This window comes from Microbacterium esteraromaticum (genome assembly GCF_016907315.1).
Classification (GTDB): domain Bacteria; phylum Actinomycetota; class Actinomycetes; order Actinomycetales; family Microbacteriaceae; genus Microbacterium; species Microbacterium esteraromaticum.
Genome location: NZ_JAFBBS010000001.1, coordinates 1,739,024 through 1,756,799, shown reverse-complemented (window position 1 = coordinate 1,756,799; position 17,776 = coordinate 1,739,024). Strand labels below are relative to the sequence as shown.

Below are 17,776 nucleotides of genomic sequence, written 5' to 3'. Positions count from 1 at the left end.
TCCCATACAGGAAACGTATCCCCGTACTCCGCCATCACGTGAACGTGCCGTCTCACCATGGAGTCCCTCCTCACGGGCGGCGCGGCGCTCTCCACGACGTCGCTCACGATCTTCGCATCACAGTGGCGTCCGCTGTGCCTTCGCGGCGTCGGACCGCGCAACTACCTCGGCTAATGGTGGGACAGACCATCCGGCCCCGAGCTCTGCCGCGGGTCGAGAGACAATCCGTAGGCGTTTCGATGACCTCGTCGACGAGCATGATGCACCCGGTCGAGTTCGCTGAGTGCATGAGAGACTCGATCCACTTCATGTTCAACTGCGGGGGTTCTGGCTCGTCGAAGGTGAACCGGAGCGGAATCGACGGGTGGATCCAGATAGTCGAGCGCCCAGGCGGATCCTCGCACAGAAGAGGACCGCTCATCGGATTGGGCTCGATACGGCGCGCAGCAAGGGCTACTCTTCATCGCCTTGGCTTCAGTTGAACCCGAGCGACCTTCACACGGGCCGGCTCACCCTGTCGCACGAACGGGTCTCGGGGCCAAAATTAGCTCGAAATAGCCGCGGATGTGGCCGTTCGATCAGGTCCGTTCGGCAGCCGTCGTTCCTTTGATTGAGTCTGGCAACGCGACGACGTCGGGCGACATTGGCGACGGGGAAGCGGATCGCACCGCGGCCGGGACGGCGAATACGCGCAAGCACCGGTACATACCGCGCCCGCCAAACTTTCCGTCGACGGATGAGAGCGAAGGTTGTGTATTGCGATAGACGCGTCGTCCTTTCGGGTCTCATCCGCGAAATGCGCATCAGTCCCGTGAGGTCGCCGACGAAACGGTAGGCCAGCCCGACGTCGTATCTGACCAATCTTGGGTCGCACGGTGAATAATGGTGCATGGATCGTCCGATCCGCGTTGCCCCTCAACGAATGGATTTACCCATGGCGAAGCGCCACATCATCGAGCTCGTAGACGACCTGGACGGTACTCCGCTGGGGGACGCCGGGGAGTCGCTGACATTTGCGCTGGACGCGCAGTCCTACGAGATCGATCTGTCTCCGGAGAACGCGACGAAGCTCCGTGATGCGCTGGCGCCGTTCATTGAGGCTGGCCGCAAGATGGGACGCAACGGTGCGGCATCCGCTGCACGCGCGGGAGGCCGCGGGCGAGCTTCTCGCTCAGACCTCAACGAGATTCGGGCATGGGCGCAGGCGAACGGGCACGAGGTGAGCACGCGCGGCCGGATTGCGGCTCCAGTCGTCGCCGCCTACGACGCCGCGAAGACCAAGTAGCCACGGCCGCACTGCGGCGAAAGCACCGTCTTATCCGAGGCGCCGCCACCGCAGCGCAAGCGTCGTCGTTGTTCGAGATCCCAGAAGACGCAAACCGTGCCGTCGTCGATCCTTGCGCAAGAAGACTCCGATCTGTGCGTACTAGGTGTTCGTTGCGCCAATCATGGAACCTTTCCCGACGTCCCAGCATTGATGCCGAACACCGTGTGGCGTGGCGGCGCCCCATTTAGTGGTGCCGCCGCGCCAGCGAGCCCTACCGGACTGCACGAGAGTATCAACGTGATGCTTCTCCGTGACGCGCTGGCGGTACTGACGCTGCTGACTGCAACGCTCTCCTCGCTTATACCTTCGCGTATTGCAAGTGGGCACGAACCTCTCACGCGGCCTCATCGTGCGCCGTACCACGTGATGACCACCAGCGCGCGTTGGAGGGCCACCCACTTCTGGGCGACCCTCCAACCTGGCCAGTTGAGGAGACAGTGTCAGTCTGTGCGTACGAACTTGAAAGTCAGCGTCTCCGAATAGTCGCTGGTGTCAGCGGAAAACGCAAGACCGCACGCTACCGACGCTAGGTTCCCGTACCTCTCATAGGTGGGCGAGCCCGAGAGCTGATAGCCCGGGGGCGGCGTGAGAGTTCCAGCCGCCCACCCCCTGAAGTCGCCGGGGCCCTCGGAGCACGACACTGCCTTGTTGTTCTGCAGCACCTTGACTCCATCCTTCTGAAGTGTCGGTGCGGCCCAAGACGCGTAAGGGCTTACCCGGAACAGTGATAGCTGCAGTCGGATGCGTCCCGCCGGAACATCGCAACTTACAACCGCGACCACGTTTATCGTGCCCTGGACGTGAGTCGAGCCGTGCGGGTTCTGGACGTTGAGTTTGCATGTCATCGTCGGCGCCAGTAGAGCGACATCTGCTCGAGATAGAGCGGTAACCTGCTCGGGCTCATTAACCACCATCGACAGATTGCCGTAAGTGAATTGCTGGGATTCGGGCGGTGGAATGGTGTCTACTACGGATGCGCTCGCGGATGATGCCGTGATGGCCCCAACGAATGCGATTGCGAGGATGGCGATACAACGCTTGGTTTTCATATGTTCCTATCCCGACGTTAGGGTTCGAGCGCTTATATTGGAACCTATGAAAGCAGAGCCTGTACTTGATTACTACTCTTTGGACCAAGATGATCCGGTTCGGTTTCGGGTTCATTTTTGGGAGCGGCCAGGACCGGGCTACGCGTGGAACCTAGATGCTTGGCTACTGTCCGATGTCGCCAGCGTTCGAGAAGCGATTGAGTGGGTAGCGGAGAATCGACACGGACGTACCTACGAGCTTTTCGTGGAGACGTCAGGGGATCTCAGTGAGGCGTACCTAGTTCGCCTGGATGGCGAGAACCCGAACAACCCGTAGACGTACAGAAAGCACAGACGGTCCGCGTCAACGTCAACGTCAACGTCAACGGTCGACTGAGGTCGCGAGGTCCTGCGCGGTAACGCCCGGTGCATGGTTGGAGCGTGACGCTTCTATCGATGACGACCGCGCATAGGTGAATCATGGAGCCATTCGCCATCCGTTTTGCCGAACTCGCCAACCGTGAGCTATCCGACCTCGATACTGACGAACGCGAGTCGTTGGACTTTTACTACGCGTCAGTCAACCTGACCGAGGGCCTTCCGGCCGACTCGGCGCCCAGGCGCTGGTGCACCATGGCCACCACCGTCGCACGTCTCTCACACATGCTCGGTGGATTACCGAGATCCGGCGACCCTGGCGTAACCCCACAAATCACGCAGTGGATCGAACAGCAACGGAGCGCTCATCTGAACTCATTTCAGCGAGCGCGTCTAAGGTCGTTTCCCGGCGGCGTGGAACTCGTCTAATCCCGTCGACGCCGGAGGCTGTTCCGGCCTCAAACGCCGGCTTCCGTCAGCATCGCTGCCACGGAGACGCCCAGAACGTCAGCGAGCCCGACAAGGGTGGCCATCCTCGGGTTTGAAGGGCCCGCGGCTTCTCGTCGCCCCGTGGATCGCCCTGCCTCGATCAGTTGCAGCTGATTCTTCGTGATCCCCGCTTGGTAGGCGAGTGACTCCTGTGAGAGCCCTCGGTCGTTGCGCATGCGCCGAAGAGTGGTCCCCAACCGGGCAGCGCTTTCTTCGTTCCACATCTCTCTCAGCATGTGCAACGGACCCGCAAAACCACACCCTATGGGCCCGGCCCGTTATACATGTCCTATTCTACATTGGACATGTCCAATGCAGGAGCGGCGGCGAGTTGACCACTGATCGGACAAAACAAGGTGTATACGGCCATCTATAAATGCCCTATGCTCACGGCTAATTGACGCTCGAGCAGGAAGGGAAGTGCCCATGACCTCGGAAACCGGCTCCCTCGTCGCTGCGCGCGCCGAACGCCTTCAACGGGGTAACCGGTCCTCCTGGCCTGCGGCACGAGAGGGCACCCATGTCTCCATATACCGGGCGACCGCCGTGGCGATGGCCGGGAACTGCGAGGCCCAGAAGGCGAGGTCGGCAAACTGTGCACCGGTTTCCCCGCGCAAGAGTCGGCGCTGCCTGTCAGGACTGAGGCCCGGCAGATCCGGAGCTGCGTCGAGGAACTGCGGCAACGTCACACCCCTGAGCCGCAACCCGTCATGAACCATGTCTGCGATCAGATGCTGCACCATTGCCGAGCGGTATCGATGGTCGTTCGCGCCGACTCCGTCCGCTGGTGGCAAGAGGGTCCCCACGCGGCCGAACGCTAAGGGAACAGCCACCACGCTCCGCGGCTCGAACGCCATCCCGAGTCGCTTCTCTGCCATGACGGTGCCCTCCTCGTTGCCGCGGATGGTCAGCCTGACTTGCTCACGATGGATAGTGATTCGGCAATTTCCGCGGATACTGAAAATCCTACTCAATGAGACCGGCTCGGTACGCGCGCTGTTAATGGACGGAGAGTGCAGACATTTTCGTACCTCAACCGCATCACCCGATTCGATGACAACAGTGGCGCCAGCGCTCACGCGGACGTCCTCTCCGAGCACCTCGGCAACTACCGATTCGCTACCGCTTCACGGCGTGTGTCTCGAGTTCTCGACGCCCACACCTACCCCAGCCTCCTCGAGGAGGTGAGGAGCGTCGTGACGGATGATGAGCTCCGCGGAGTCGTGCCCGGCTCCCCGATGGACAGGTTCATCCGCGACTCGGTGACCCTTGCCGCTCCAAGCACTGCATACGCAGCCAAGCTCCTGATGTCGCACACCGCCCGTTACGTCGTGTGGTGCTTGGAGCAGGGCTGGCCACTGGATGCTCAGACCATCTGGTCTGTGCGGGCCATCGACATCTACTCCACTACCGCTAACCAGGACCGGAGCGAAGGCACGCGGCGCAACTATCGCTCGATGCTGATGCGCATCAGCGAGGTTCTCGTTCCCGATGAGCACCCGGAGAGGCCCACGCCGCTGTCGCGGCGGTCTACCGCGGCGCCGTACAGCGCGCCGGAGATGGCACAGTTCCGCGATTGGGCGGGCAGCCAGGTGACCGCCCTGAAGCGCGACCGCGCGATGCTGATGTTGGCGCTCTGCGCCGGCGCTGGGCTCCGCCCGAGCGAGATGCCGTTCCTGCGTCACCGCGACGTGTGCGTCGACCCCGAGGGCGTCCTGATAACGGTGGCGGAGCGCCAGGTGCCGCTTCTTGCCGAATGGGAAGAGTGGATGCTCGTCCTGCTTGAGCGTCGGCCGACGGACGAAGTGCTCTGGGGACCCATCAACCGACGCAACACCTCCAACCTCACCTCAAGCTTCACCGAGAACTCTTTCGGTAACCCTCCCCGAGCGGACCGTCTACGCCAGACCTGGTTCACCCACCACCTCACCCAGGGTGTGCCCATCAAGGACCTCTTCCGCGCGGCCGGCGTATCCAAACTGCAGCACCTGCATCTCATGCTCGAGTTCGTCGAGCTCCGCGACGACGCCGAGTACCGCCGCATCCTCCGTTCGGAGGTCCAGCGATGAACCGTCAGCAGAAGGTCGATGCTGCACTCGAACAGTTCGATAAGCACATGCGTGAAGCGACCGGACACACCTTCGACGAGTACACGTACATCCGCGCCGCGGGCCCCTCCTGCCTGGAACACGTGGAACTGTACGGCCGCCTTGTGGACGAGTCTGGGGTCGTAGACTTCCTCGAGAAGTGTCAGTTGGAGGACCGGAAGTCCGCAGCGGGGCGGAAGCCGCAACTGAGCTTCCGAGCCGTTCTCATCCTCCTGATGATGCACATCGACGGGGGCGACGCGCGTTACGGAACCATCGCCAAAACCCTGTTCGCCCGCACCACCCCTCAGACGCGGGAGTACCTCGGGCTGCCTGCGTTGCTCAGCAACGAGAAGCAGTGGTACCTGCGCTATCACCGCTCACTCAACCGCATCCTCGACCTTCTCGAGCCGTGGGAAGTCTCGAAGCGGCACCACGTCAGTGCCGAGGAGTTCGTCAAGGCCAAGGACACCTATTCGCAGGAGAAACGCGACCGCGCCGAAGACGTCGTCAACATGCTGCTGCACGCAACCGTGCGCCGCCTCCCCGCCGATATTCACAGTCGCTACAAGGGAAACGTCGCCATCGACGCCACGCCCATCAAGCTCGTCGGCCGACCGAACTGGAAGTGGCATGCCGTCGAAGAGAAGCGCAAGAACCTGGATGCGATGAGCACGCGCTACACGCGCGAAGGCAACCACGAAGGGCAAGGACACCAGACGGATGAGGCGGCGTGGGAGATGGAGACCGTCGTCACCGTCGCCAACAAACCCGGAGACAACCTGAGCTTTCCGGTCCTCATGACGGGGGCCTCTTTCCAGCACCCCGGGCGCAACAAGTACGGCCCGCTCCGCGCCGTCAAACAGCACTGCGCGATATTCGCTCGCGACACGCGATACCGGCTTATCGCGGACCAGATGTACAACCATTTCAAGCCTCATCGGTTCCAGAACGAGATTCGCAAGCTCGGGTTCAGGGGCGTCTGGAACTTCTCCGGCAAAGGCCGCGCCGGTATCCACGGCACCATCGAGGACGCCGTGTGCGCTGACGGGCACCTCTACCTGAAATGGACGCCTCGCGACCTCCTCACCGCGACGGAGCAGTACCAGGCGGACGAGATTACGAAGAAGGAGTACATCGCCAAAATCGAAGCCCGCCGTAAGTACGCCCTCATCGAGAAGGGGCGCCCGGACGAGGACGGCTTCCAGCGCTTCACCTACCCTTGCATCACGAAAGACATGATGCTGTTCGACCCGGTGACCGACAAGCGCCTGAGGCGCCCACCAGTGATTGCGAAGAAGACGCTGACCATTGGTCCGGACAGCGACGAGAGCATGCGCATCATCAGGAAGCTCTCGGCCGTGCAGTACTACACCGAGGAGTGGCACGCCTGGTTCGGTCTCCGCAACCGCGTCGAAGAGAACAACCTGTGGTTCAAGAGCGACTCGGCAACAGACATCGGTAACCCCGAGAAGCGGCGTGCTCGCGGGTACGCGTACAACTTCCTTGTAGCGGGCGCCGCCGCGTCAGTGTCGAACATGCGTCGCATCGTCAGCCACCTTGAGGGGGAGGCAGAATCCGTGGCCGGCAGGTCCTCGCTACGCACCCGGCGGCGGGTGGACATCGACGGCAACCCGCTCAAACACCACAACGCCATCGCGGCGTAATACCACCTGCGCACAACCCACATCCGAAGGAGTATGGCCAGCTGCCATCGCGGAGCTTGTCCCGCACTCACCGAGGCGGTAGACCGGCTACGCGGCCTCGAGGTGGACACCGAGCACCTCGAAGGTCAGCTGTGCGACCTGCTCGACTTCCCCATCTCGGTCGACGATGCCTTCTGCGACAGTTCCGCTGCGACCAGTTCTACGGGCCATTTCCGAGTGAGCAGGAAAAGCTCGGCGCCCTCATGCTGGGCTCATGCGGTGAGGGCTGGGAATCTCCGGCAGGCCGCGCATGGAGGAGCAGACCCCCCACAATGGAGTAGCCCATGAATCCTGTTCCCCCCGACTTTTCAACGAGCCTCCTCGACGACGCTGCGCTGCCACTGGTCGCGCTCGCTGAGCTCGCCCGCCGTGAAGCGCACCGTCCCCGCCCGGTGTACCTCGCGCACAAGTGGTTCGCCAGGCGGTTCGGCACCGCGATGCGGGCGCTGCTCGTGGGGTCTCAGACGTCCACGGAGAAGGAGTTCTGGTCGATGTTCGAGAAGGGCGGCCCATTGACCGGCGCAACCGTCGCCGATCTCTTCATCGGGGGCGGCACCAGTCTCTATGAGGCGTCTCGCCTGGGCGCGCACGTGGTGGGAGCGGATATCGACCCGGTGGCATGTGCCGTCACCGAGTTCGAGCTGACGGCACACAAATATCCTGACCCTTGGGATGCTTTCGACGAAGTCAACAGTGCGCTCAACGCGCAGCAGTCTCTGTACTCCACCATCGGGCCCGATGGTGACAACCGCCTCGGCTTGCACTACTTCTGGGTGCAGGAAGTGACCTGTGCGAGATGTGACATCACGTTCGACGCTCACCCGCACCATCGGATTGCTCTCGACGGTGACGACCAGGTCGTGCTCTGCCGGGGCTGCGGTGACATTCACCGCGCCGGCACCGATGTCACGACTCTCGACTGTGCGTGCGGCGAACGCACAGTCATCGCGGAGGGCAACGTGTATCGCGGAATCGCGACCTGCCCTGAGTGCCAGCACTCCGAGGCGCTCATCGAGCACGCCCGCCGCACCGGCAAGCGCCCGGCATTCCGCTTGTTCGCCATCGAGTCCATCGCCGCAGGCTCCTCGTCCACCCGAGCGGTCCCGATTCGGGACCGCGTAATCCATCGCCCGAGCGACCTCGACTTCGAGAATCTGGCCACGGCGCAAGCGGAGCTCGCCAACGAACGAGACCTCCTCCCGACCCGCACCATCCCGCACCTCCGACGCAGCGACAACCGCCTGACCGCCTACGGGTATACGACGTACACCCAATTGTTCAACGACCGTCAACTACTCCACGCCAACCGGCTCCTCGCTGCCATCGGTTCCCTTCCCGAGCAGCATCGGCTGCCGTACGCTCTGGCTTTCTCCAATCACCTCACGTCCAACTGCAACCTCACCCGCTACACCGAACGGTGGCGTCAAGTGACGCCTCTGTTCTCCCTCCGGGCGTTCGCCCATTCGACAAGGCCGGTGGAGCTCAACCCTTGGCTTCGGGGCACAGGGCGCGGCACGTTTCCGAACGCCCTTCGAAAAGTCGCCAACGCGATCTCCTACGCCAAGGCTCCCCGAGAGTACTCAACGACGGGCTTCGTCGATTCCCCGCTTCCGGCCGGCGAGCGAACAGTCCACATCCACAACGACGACAGCCGCGCTCTCACGCAGATCCCTGACGCGAGTGTGGACATCGTGCTCACCGACCCGCCATACCTCGACAACATCGACTACTCGGAGCTGGCGGACTTCTTCGTTCCCTGGCTCGCTGCCGCCGGCGCTATCATCGACCCTGGCGGCCCGTCGGCAGCCAGCCTGGCGACCAAGGGCCGCGGTGCCGACCATGCCCCGCTGTTCGAGGCAGGGTTGCGTGATTGCTTCCGCGAAGCCGCACGTATTCTCAAGCCCGGCGGACGCCTGATCTTTACCTTCCAGCACAAGGCACCTGGCGCCTGGTCCGCGCTTGGTGGAGCACTCAGAGAGACCGGCCTGCGCTTCATTACAGTCTTCCCCCTTCGCGGAGACAGCGACATGAGCCTTCACCGCCACCAGGGCTCCAGCGTCTGGGACGCCGTGTTCGTTCTCGCCAAAGACGGTGCACCGCCCGTTCGCCACGACGCCACCCGCTCGCCATCTGTACTCGACACAGTTCACGCCGAATCCAGCCGATGGGCGAAAGCTCTCCAGCTCGCTGATCCGGACACGGCGAATTTCCGGCGCGCGCTGGCCGTCGCCGCCTTTCTGGATGACGATACGTCGACAGATGACGAAGTGATAACCCTCGAGCACGCTGTCGTCGACGTGTCATAGCGCGCGCATAGAGTGGAGCCACTCGCGGGGGACGAGCCCTGCGCCGGCCACAAGGTACGACTATGCCCCGCGTTGAGAAGACGACCATCACTCAGTTCGTCGGTTCAAGCTGTGAACGACAGCTCCGACTGTCAATGCACCCAGAGAGTGGAACGTTCATCCACGAACGTCAAGCGTTGAATCTCCCACACCGGCAGGTCCGACCCGCGCTCCGAGGTATTCAGGACGCCGGCGACGAGTGGGGCCAGGCGAAAGTTCATGACCTGCGGGAAGCCTTCGGCGCCGGCAATCTCGTAGGTGGGTCGTTCACCGTCACCGGCAGCACGACGCAGCCTGGACTGAACTACTCTGCGACACCGCTGGAACCGTTTCTCGTCGCTGGGGTGACCCCCGGGCAGTTCCTCATCGAGACGGAGTTCCGCGCAGACACGCCCACGTTCCGCCTCGCCCACAAACTGGACACCATCACGTTCGCCGAGACGAGCGGACCGTTGCAGTTCACGAGAGTCCGCCCCGACGTCATCGAGGTACTCCAAGCCGGCGACACCGTGCTCGGAGACAAGGGCGTCGCCGTGAACGGCGACATCGTCCCGATTGACGCATCCGATCCGCGGCTGGGCCTGAGGGTTATCGACGTGAAGCTCACCAGCGAACCGGGGCCGCGGTACTTCGCCGAGCTCGCCTATTACGCACTGACGCTCGCTGCCTTCCTCGAGGACATCGGCCTGGACGACCGCTACTTTGTGAGCGCGTACCCGGCGATTTGGCCTGGCAGCGAATCAGAATCGGCGTTGCACGCGGCGACCGCCGCAGGGGCGGCGGCCACGGACCGGTACGCCGGATTCCACGAGGACCTGGAGACGGTTCCGATGCGGACGTTCCTCGCACAGGTCCGCAGAGTGCTCCGCGTCGACATCCCGCATGTACTCGGCGAACGACTCGCCGATCTTCCGTGGTCGGTCACGCCTGCCTGCCAAGGATGTGAGAACCTCGGCCAGAAGTTCTCAACCACCCCCGGCACCAGCGGTTCTGCCTGGGACGCCCGGCACTGCCTGCCGCAGGCCGAAGCAGAGCAGCACCTCTCCCGGATCCCTTTCCTCACAAGAGGCGCATTCCAGGTGCTCCGCGCCCACGGGACGTCCACCGTCACCGACCTCGCAGGCCTCGACACCGCTGACGGGACCTTCGACCTTCATCACCGGCTCCGAGGCCAGAGACAGATCGTCAGCCGACGCGCGCAGGCACTGGACGGGACGAGCGTCGTGCCCCTGGACACCTCTCTGTACACGACCGCAGCGATCCCCTCCTGGGCGCGTCTTCGCATTTACATCACCGCAGACTTCGACCCAGGCAGCGCCCTCAGTCTCTCTTTCGGCCTCTCCTGGTCATGGCTGCAAAGAGGTTGGCAACCTTCCAGCATCTCCCGGACTCGGGTGCACCACACGGATCAGAAGTCCGCCGATGCAGAGTGGGACGCATTGGCCGGCCTGCTCGACGACCTGGCGGCACTCATTGACGAGTGCACCGCTCACGACCGCACGCAGTCGATGCAGGTCTATGTCTGGGACACCGTCACGTTCGAACACATGACGCGAGTGGTCGGACGCCACCTCGCCCGCATCCTCGCGAGCGGTCGTCTGCAGCGGCTGGTATGGCTGTTCCCGCCGACGGAGGTTCTTGACAGCCCTGCCCTGACAGAGGCGCCCGCCGTCAGCATCGTCAGGAATGCGGCGAAAGCAACGCTCGCCCTGGACCTCGCCCATACGTACACGCTGCTCGGCGTAGCCCGGGAATTGCAGGACCCGAACAGTCAGTACCCGTACAACGTGCCGATGTTCTGGGAGGACCCGTTCACCGACCAGATCCCCCCTGAGCGCGCCCACCAGCTCTGGAACCCCCGACGGGTGCCCTCTGCACCGACGCCCGCGGAGCTCTCTGGCCGGCTTTTGCAGACGGTCAAGACGAAGCTGCGCGCACTCAGCGACGTCACGGATGCGCTGACCACTGCGTTCGGTGACCGAATCTCCCGGAAGGCACCGCTGCTGCGGCAATTGTCGGCGCCGACGCTACAGAACGCGACGAGTCCGCTCGGGGTACTCCTGGTGGCCTATTCGAAGCTGGACCGCGCGGTCACAAAACTGGACCGCGCGCAGGTGCGGGCTCTTCCCACCGATGAGAAGGAAGCGAAGTTCGAGACCGCAGTCATGACGGCGCTGGTCGGACCCGACCGCGATGCGGTGTTGACATCTCTGGGTCTCCCTCCGCTGCCGAACCGCATGGTGTTCAGGCTCCGTCCTGGGAGTGTCGATGTGAAGGTGAAGGCCGGAGAATTCTCCTGGGCTGTCGTTCCCGAGATGCTCGCTATGGACCTCGACACGACCATCAACAGCTTCGTCCGTCGCGTCGACAACCCGCAACTGACCGCCTGGTGGGCCGGGGTTGATGACTTCCGCGTCACACTCGGAGATGTGCTTGGAGCGACCATCGTCGCCATCGACCGTCACGAGGCCACCTTGGTGGTGGACCTTGACACCTGGGGCAACCGCACGGAGATCCGACGCCGTCTGGGGCAGGCCCGCGCGTTTGGCGGGCATGGACCGCTCACTCTCGAAGCCGTGGACAAGGAGTTCTTCGTCAAGCGGTTGGAGGAAGCGACCAAAGCCATCGGAAACCCGCCGGTGTCAGGTCGAGACCCACTCGTCGACTCGGCGCTGGGTCGAGCAGTCCGACCTCGCACGGGCCCAGCCCACCCCGCCGGAGACCTGCTCTGGAACGCGGCGGCGCTGAATGCGACAACGGTCGCCCGCGACATGCAGGCCCTGCGAGCCGCTATGCCCGCGACCTTCACGGCCCTCAACGCGTCCCAGGACAGCGCGTGGGAGAGCGCACTGTCGCGCCGGGTAACACTCATCTGGGGACCCCAGGAACCGGCAAGACAGCAACCGTCCGCGCGATCCTCCAAGGCTTCGCAGCCACTGGGCGGCCGCTACGGGTGGCCATCGCCGCCTTCACATACACAGCCATCGACACAGTGCTGCAGGGACTGATTCCTGTGCTCTCGTCGAACGTGCTGGTCAGGCGACTGAGCTCGGGCTCGCGAGCGACCCCTGACTGGCTTCCGCAACACATGGACGTCAGGCGTCGAACCCGCGAGTTCGATGACCTCATCGATGACCTCGGTTCCGGCCAACCGATGTTCGTCTTCGGAACCACCGAGCAACTGCATGCCGCCATCGAGGCGCGAGATGCCCGTGGCACGCGTGGAACCTTCGACGTCATCATCTTCGATGAGGCCGGTCAGCTCGACGTTGCCCACGCGACCTTGCTACTCTCCGGAGCCAGCAGTGGTGCACAGCTCATCGTGGCGGGCGACCACCTGCAGTTGGCGCCCATCCATGCGGCCGAACCTCCCCTGGGACTAGAGAACAAGGTCGGCTCGATTTACAACTATCTGCTTCACGACCAGGGCGTCCCACAGGAGCAGCTCCTCGTCAACTACCGCTCGAACACCACGCTGGTCGAGTTAGGCAAACTCGCCGGCTACCCGGAGGCGCTGCGCGCGGCGCATCCAAACCTCCGCATCCAGTATCGAAATGGTGTGTCCCTCGAGGACATTCGCCTCGAGCTCGCACTCAGCGAAGACCTCGTGGCCGTCGCAGATCCAGACCGGGTGGCGGTCGCCCTCACCTACCTTGAAGGCGTCTCCGGGCAGTGGAACGACTTCGAGGCGAGGACTATCGCGGACCTCGTGCGCTGGTACCACAACACCCTCGTCCGCGGCCTAAGTACCGCGAGCACAACGCCCATGTCGGACGAGTACTTCTGGACTGAAGCCCTCGGGGTGGTGAGCCTCCACCGCGCTCAGCGTTCCCGCATCATCGAACTGCTGAGAACGGCGTTCGTGACGGCCACTTCGGATGCACGGCTCCCGAGGTGGATTGAAAGCGCCGTCGACACGGTCGAGCGCTTCCAAGGTCAGGAGCGCGACATCATCCTCGCCACCTATGCGGTGGGCGACCCCGACACGGTCGCTGAGGAGGAAGACTTCCTGCACAACCTCAACCGATTCAACGTCCTCGCGACGCGCGCCCGCGCGAAGCTCATCGTTATGGCGAGCCGCGAGATCATCCAGCATACGAGCAACGATCTAGAGACGATCCGGACGAGCGAGATGCTGAAAGACTTCGTGGATGTGTTCTGCTCGAATGAACTGCTCATCGACCTCCCGTCGCAGGACGGCGATGTGACTACAGAGCTGAGGTGGCGGACGTAGTCCTCCGAACGCGGGCGCCGGCAGGACGCTGTAGTTTCGAGCGCGCGGGCGAACCCTCGCGCTCACCTCAGTCTGAGTCGATGTCTCCACCCGCGGCCACCCATGCGGGATATTGCGCGTTCAGCTTGGCTCGTCGCCGGAACTCCTTCACGAGCAGTACTTGCTTCTCGAGGATCAGCAGATCCCGCTCAGCGGTGCCCCAGTTCGTATCGTCGATGTGACCATCGCGGACCAAAGGAAGATAGCGGTACGCCAGCCGTTCGGCGACTCGCAGTCTCTTGAAGACACCGGTGAGGAGAGCTTCGTACTTGGAGTCTCCGGCCAGCAGCTTCGCACCGCCCGAAACGATGATGCGAGCAGTCGTATGCTCGATCCGGCCGTTCGGCCCCCTCTCAGTGAACTCCACGTCGGCGGGACCAAGCTCGGCTCCTGACCCGAGCGCACTCAGGAACGACGTCCGAACCAGGTTCACTTCCCCGTTGAGCCTGTTCGTGAGCTGCTGCCGACCGTTCAGTTCATTGGTTCCCATGCTGGCGATCTTCGTGACCGTCACAGAGTGGCCGATGTCCTTCTTCGTTTCCGCCGCGTTCGTCAGCCAGAGGTACGCCTCACGGTCGAAGGATAGGACGGACGAGGAGGAAATGTTCGCTCCGCTGTCGCGTCGCCTCAGGGCTGTGAGCAGCGCGTCCACCGCGGACCCGACGGTTTGGCGGCGTGTCGGATCTTTGATGAGTCGCGGGTCGTTCGTGGACCAGAGCAGCAGGTAACCTCCCGACGCCTTGCTGATGAGGACGTCGACACCGTCCTTGAACCATGCCTCGGTCGACCCCGAGGTGAGGTTCTCGACGGCGCGCTTCTCCCACCAGACCAAGCGGGCCGCGACACGCTCCGGGACTTGATAAGCAGGATCCGCTGCCCACAACTCCGGCACTGCACTACCCGCGTCGTCGCTGATCACAGGGCGTTCAAGATCGTCAGTGATCCCTCGCCACCCGCGTGTGCGTGTCGACCCATCAGGCGCCCGTGCAACGAGTAGATCGACAATTTCGTTGAGCTGAAGGGTCGTGGTCAGCGTCTGCGGTGTCATGTGCACCTGTGTGTTGGCGAACGTCGGCATCCGCTCACTTCCATGTTTCAACGAGGGACGCGACTCTCGCGTCCACCTTGATGAGCTTGGCATAGACCTTCGCCAACCTGCCGCTGGGCTCCAACTCGTAACGCACCGTCCAGTGTGTTTGAGAGCTTGGAGTCACACCCGCGTTGAGTCGGAACCGTAGATGAGTCCAGGTGTGCCCAGGCAGGGGAAGATCAGGCTTGAGCGCGAAAGTGATGGAGAAGTTCGTATCTACAGCGATCTCACCCGAGTTGACCCTTGCTTGCTGGCCTTCCGCTACCACACTGAGGTCTGAGTGAGGCACACTCACTCTGAGACAACAACCGGACTTCACGGCCTGTTTCAACGCGAACCTTCCGAGACCACGTCCATACTTATGCCGTACGGAGACATCAAAGAGATCACGGCCTTCGCCCGAGTTGGCGGTCAAGAACTTCGCGATGACCTTGTCGACGTCAACTGCGGGTTCATCGATGATCCGCCACACCACCTCAAGATGTGCCTTCCCGGTCGCGAACACATAAAGCAGAAGCAGAAAGAGCACACCGACGAACGCGGGCACGGCAAATTGCACCCATGGCCATACATCCGGGAACGTCGCGTCCACCCACGGAGCAAAGAGGAACGTCAGTGCGCCCACGCCGGCGATTTTGAGCGCGTCAAAGAACGCACCCTTATAGTCCTCGGGCATTAGCTGATGCTGAGGAGCGTTCGCGCAGCCGAGACGAGGGCCGGGATCGGTTCGTCCTCGGTCACCTCGAACCCTCCGTAGCGCTCAACGACGACTCGCGCTCCGTCCTCTGACTCGAGCTCGACGGACATCACGACGTAAGGGCCACCAGGTCCGTCAAGGAGGTACTCGGCGGCGTCAAGATCGTCCGAGCGCAACGCTTCAACGATGCTCTCACTTGCTCGCTCCGCGATTTCGTGGTCCAACGGCATGAGCGACACGTCTCGAAGTTCAACCCGCTTCGGGTTGAGGTGCACGACTCTCGCCTGGATGGCGAGGTGCAGAAGAGCAGTAGAGCCCCACCTCGGGACGAAGTTCCCGTGCACCTTGTCGTCGAAGGCGCGAGGAGCCAGGTGCGAATCGTTGCTCACATACCAAAGCTCCGTGCGCTCTGCGTCTCGCATGAGCTGCATCGCCTGCCAAGCCATCTCAGACACCTCCTCACTCGTGACCATACTCGATCTTTACCCTGCGGCGACTGCACGATTATTATCCCCCTACTATTGTAGGGAACCTATGCCACGTCCACCAGCCTCCGTTACGGACCCTCAGAGCGCCCAGAAGGCGGCGCGCCTCGGCAGCCTGCTCGGAACTGCCCGACGTTCGGTCGGGCTCAGTCAGCAGCGCCTGGCTGAGCAAGCGGGCGTGTCCATCGGATCCGTAGCGAAGCTCGAAGGAGGGCGAAACCCGGAGCCTGGCTTCTTCTTGGTAGCGCGGGTGGTGTCCGCACTGAGCCATGCGATGTCAGCGCCGAAGCGATCCGCGCTCCAGGCGGACGTGCACGCGTTCTTCCAACAGTGAAGAGAGGTTGACTCTCCAGGTAAGCCCTGCCTCTCCGGGCAGACGAACGCAGAAGAGCCGGTGGGAAATGACTTCCTACCGGCTCTTCTAATTTACGAACAGATTGCCCTGCATTTGCAAACAGGGCCATCTGTGCGCGAGGGGGGACTTGAACCCCCACGCCCTTGCGAGCACTGGCACCTGAAGCCAGCGCGTCTACCTATTCCGCCACTCGCGCATCGTCTCGTTCCGAAGAACTCAACCCGGAAAGGCTATCACGATGCAGGGGGTGCTTCGAACCGGCGTGACCTCAACAAGCGGTTATCCAGCGCGCCTGACTACGATGGGCCTACCGGTCGGCATGCCAGAGGAACCTCGTGGGACTACTTGACAGCTTTGAGAAAGGTCTTGAGCGCGCCGTGAACAGCGCGTTCGCCAAGACCTTCCGCAGCGGCATCCAGCCCGTCGAGATCGCCTCGGCGCTGCGGCGCGAGGCCGACACGAACGCGGCTGTGGTCAGTCGCGACCGCATCATCACGCCCAGCGACTACCTCGTGCGGCTCAGCCCCGACGACCATGAGCGGATGCGGGCGCTCGGCCGCGCACTGAACGACGAGCTCTTCGCTCTGCTGACCGCCCATGCCCGCACGCAGGGATACAGCTTCGCGGGCCCGCTGCACATCTCGATCGAGGCCGACGAACGCGTCGCGACCGGTGTCGTGAGGGTCACCTCGTCGTCGGTGGAGAGCAGCGTCGATTGGCAGGGGGTCGTCGAGATCGACGGCCGTCGTCACCCGCTCACCAGCGCCCGCACCGTGATCGGGCGCGGCAGCGACGCCGACATCACCATCTCCGACGCCGGCTCCAGCCGTCGTCATGCCGAGATCCTCTGGGATGGCGAGCGAGGGATGCTGCGCGACCTCGGCTCGACGAACGGCACCAAGGTCGACGGGCAGAAGATCCGAGAGATCGCCCTCGCCCCAGACACGTCATTCACGATCGGACGCACCGAGCTGACCTTCCGCGTCGTTCCGGTGAGCACCACCGACCACAGGAGGACCACCCGATGAGCGAACTGGTGCTCCTGCTGCTGCGCATCGGCTTCCTGGTGCTGCTGTGGTTCTTCGTGTTCGGCGTCGTCTACTCGCTGCGCGCAGACCTCTTCGGTGTCCGCGTGCGCAAGATGCCGGCGAGTGAGGCAGCGGCCGTGCCGGCGGCATCCCCCGCTCCGCGGCCCGCGAAGAACGGCTCCAGCAGCCGCATCCCCACGCACCTCATCATCACCTCCGGTCCGAAGACGGGCCTCGAGGTGCCCCTCGGATCGGCAGACTCGCTCTCGATCGGCCGCTCGAGTGAATCCGGCCTCGTGATCCGCGACGACTACACCTCCAGCCACCACGCGCGCCTTTCGAAGCGCGGCGACATCTGGACGATTCAGGACCTCGACTCCACCAACGGCACGTACCTGGCCGGCCGGCGTCTGGGCGACAAGCCAACGCAGGTCGAGATCGGCACCCCCATCAAGGTGGGCGCCACGACCTTCGAGCTGCGTTCCTGA

At 63.2% G+C, this 17,776-nt stretch carries 14 protein-coding genes, 1 tRNA gene and 1 pseudogene; 9 read left to right on the top strand and 7 right to left on the bottom strand.

The genetic code is table 11. From position 1 onward, the window contains the following. Positions 1-256: 256 nt before the first annotated feature. Positions 257-421: pseudogene (locus JOE67_RS15870) on the bottom strand (DUF7882 family protein); the annotation flags it as partial. A 513-nt stretch (positions 422-934) separates the two neighbouring features. On the opposite strand from JOE67_RS15870, the gene JOE67_RS08540 reads away from it, so the two are divergent. Then, entirely contained in the window at positions 935-1,285 is a 351-nt protein-coding gene (locus JOE67_RS08540) for a histone-like nucleoid-structuring protein Lsr2 (RefSeq protein ID WP_204975078.1), read from the top strand. A gap of 1,906 nt (positions 1,286-3,191) precedes the next feature. Here the strand turns inward: JOE67_RS08540 and JOE67_RS15860 are convergent. Both JOE67_RS15860 and JOE67_RS08530 read right to left on the bottom strand, forming a co-directional pair. Continuing rightward, positions 3,192-3,446 carry a helix-turn-helix domain-containing protein gene (locus tag JOE67_RS15860; protein ID WP_420827642.1) on the bottom strand — a complete coding sequence of 85 codons (255 nt, stop codon included), beginning with the start codon at positions 3,444-3,446 and terminating at the stop codon, positions 3,192-3,194. 249 nt (positions 3,447-3,695) lie between these two features. Then, positions 3,696-4,301 carry a hypothetical protein gene (locus JOE67_RS08530; RefSeq protein WP_204975074.1) on the bottom strand — a complete coding sequence of 202 codons (606 nt, stop codon included), beginning with the start codon at positions 4,299-4,301 and terminating at the stop codon, positions 3,696-3,698. A 117-nt stretch (positions 4,302-4,418) separates the two neighbouring features. Here JOE67_RS08530 and JOE67_RS08525 point away from each other — a divergent pair, with 117 nt between their 5' ends. The 5 genes from JOE67_RS08525 (at position 4,419) to JOE67_RS08510 (ending at position 13,594) form a co-directional block, all read left to right on the top strand. Further along, positions 4,419-5,291 carry a site-specific integrase gene (locus JOE67_RS08525; RefSeq protein ID WP_204975072.1) on the top strand — a complete coding sequence of 291 codons (873 nt, stop codon included), beginning with the start codon at positions 4,419-4,421 and terminating at the stop codon, positions 5,289-5,291. Further along, complete coding sequence (locus tag JOE67_RS08520; RefSeq protein WP_204975070.1) at positions 5,288-6,976, top strand: hypothetical protein; 1,689 nt, start codon at positions 5,288-5,290, stop codon at positions 6,974-6,976. Before JOE67_RS08525 ends, JOE67_RS08520 begins: the two co-directional genes overlap by 4 nt. Positions 6,977-7,299: 323 nt before the next feature. Continuing rightward, positions 7,300-9,321 carry a hypothetical protein gene (locus JOE67_RS08515; RefSeq protein WP_204975068.1) on the top strand — a complete coding sequence of 674 codons (2,022 nt, stop codon included), beginning with the start codon at positions 7,300-7,302 and terminating at the stop codon, positions 9,319-9,321. 62 nt (positions 9,322-9,383) lie between these two features. Further along, positions 9,384-12,368, top strand: a complete 2,985-nt coding sequence (locus tag JOE67_RS15760; protein WP_338041541.1) for a hypothetical protein — start codon at positions 9,384-9,386, stop codon at positions 12,366-12,368. After that, positions 12,275-13,594, top strand: coding sequence for a DEAD/DEAH box helicase (locus tag JOE67_RS08510; RefSeq protein WP_338041642.1), 1,320 nt, complete (start codon positions 12,275-12,277; stop codon positions 13,592-13,594). The genes JOE67_RS15760 and JOE67_RS08510 overlap by 94 nt, the downstream gene beginning before the upstream one ends. A 67-nt stretch (positions 13,595-13,661) precedes the next feature. On the opposite strand, the gene JOE67_RS08505 is transcribed toward JOE67_RS08510, so the two are convergent. From JOE67_RS08505 to JOE67_RS08495, 3 genes are read right to left on the bottom strand one after another with little or no spacing between them, the layout of a single operon-like run. Further along, a complete protein-coding gene (locus JOE67_RS08505) occupies positions 13,662-14,711 on the bottom strand; it encodes a hypothetical protein (protein WP_204975064.1) in 1,050 nt (349 codons plus the stop codon). Positions 14,712-14,715: 4 nt separating this feature from the next. Next, the gene (locus JOE67_RS08500; RefSeq protein ID WP_204975062.1) at positions 14,716-15,399 is read right to left on the bottom strand and encodes a hypothetical protein; all 684 of its coding nucleotides are present in this window, start codon (positions 15,397-15,399) and stop codon (positions 14,716-14,718) included. Beyond that, the gene (locus tag JOE67_RS08495; protein WP_204975060.1) at positions 15,399-15,893 is read right to left on the bottom strand and encodes a hypothetical protein; all 495 of its coding nucleotides are present in this window, start codon (positions 15,891-15,893) and stop codon (positions 15,399-15,401) included. Before JOE67_RS08495 ends, JOE67_RS08500 begins: the two co-directional genes overlap by 1 nt. Here JOE67_RS08495 and JOE67_RS15855 point away from each other — a divergent pair. Further along, entirely contained in the window at positions 15,841-16,239 is a 399-nt protein-coding gene (locus JOE67_RS15855) for a helix-turn-helix domain-containing protein (RefSeq protein ID WP_420827641.1), read from the top strand. The genes JOE67_RS08495 and JOE67_RS15855 overlap by 53 nt on opposite strands. A gap of 133 nt (positions 16,240-16,372) precedes the next feature. Here the strand turns inward: JOE67_RS15855 and JOE67_RS08485 are convergent. Next, positions 16,373-16,456, bottom strand: a tRNA-Leu gene (locus JOE67_RS08485). Between the two features lie 139 nt (positions 16,457-16,595). On the opposite strand from JOE67_RS08485, the gene JOE67_RS08480 reads away from it, so the two are divergent. Both JOE67_RS08480 and JOE67_RS08475 read left to right on the top strand, forming a co-directional pair. Then, positions 16,596-17,288: an FhaA domain-containing protein gene (locus JOE67_RS08480; protein ID WP_204975055.1), complete on the top strand. Its 693-nt coding sequence runs from the start codon at positions 16,596-16,598 to the stop codon at positions 17,286-17,288. Then, positions 17,285-17,776 (top strand): FHA domain-containing protein FhaB/FipA, encoded by a 492-nt coding sequence (locus JOE67_RS08475; RefSeq protein WP_204975053.1) that lies wholly within the window; start codon positions 17,285-17,287, stop codon positions 17,774-17,776. The genes JOE67_RS08480 and JOE67_RS08475 overlap by 4 nt, the downstream gene beginning before the upstream one ends.

Excerpts from the sequence above, each read along its gene's own strand:
- JOE67_RS15760 (WP_338041541.1), top strand. The coding sequence starts at position 9,384 with ATGCCCCGCGTTGAGAAGACGACCATCACTCAGTTCGTCGGTTCAAGC.
- JOE67_RS08505 (WP_204975064.1), bottom strand. The coding sequence starts at position 14,711 with ATGCCGACGTTCGCCAACACACAGGTGCACATGACACCGCAGACGCTG.
- JOE67_RS15860 (WP_420827642.1), bottom strand. The coding sequence starts at position 3,446 with ATGTGGAACGAAGAAAGCGCTGCCCGGTTGGGGACCACTCTTCGGCGC.
- JOE67_RS08475 (WP_204975053.1), top strand. The coding sequence starts at position 17,285 with ATGAGCGAACTGGTGCTCCTGCTGCTGCGCATCGGCTTCCTGGTGCTG.
- JOE67_RS08520 (WP_204975070.1), top strand. The coding sequence starts at position 5,288 with ATGAACCGTCAGCAGAAGGTCGATGCTGCACTCGAACAGTTCGATAAG.
- JOE67_RS08540 (WP_204975078.1), top strand. The coding sequence starts at position 935 with ATGGCGAAGCGCCACATCATCGAGCTCGTAGACGACCTGGACGGTACT.
- JOE67_RS08500 (WP_204975062.1), bottom strand. The coding sequence starts at position 15,399 with ATGCCCGAGGACTATAAGGGTGCGTTCTTTGACGCGCTCAAAATCGCC.
- JOE67_RS08495 (WP_204975060.1), bottom strand. The coding sequence starts at position 15,893 with ATGGTCACGAGTGAGGAGGTGTCTGAGATGGCTTGGCAGGCGATGCAG.
- JOE67_RS08515 (WP_204975068.1), top strand. The coding sequence starts at position 7,300 with ATGAATCCTGTTCCCCCCGACTTTTCAACGAGCCTCCTCGACGACGCT.
- JOE67_RS15855 (WP_420827641.1), top strand. The coding sequence starts at position 15,841 with ATGAGCTGCATCGCCTGCCAAGCCATCTCAGACACCTCCTCACTCGTG.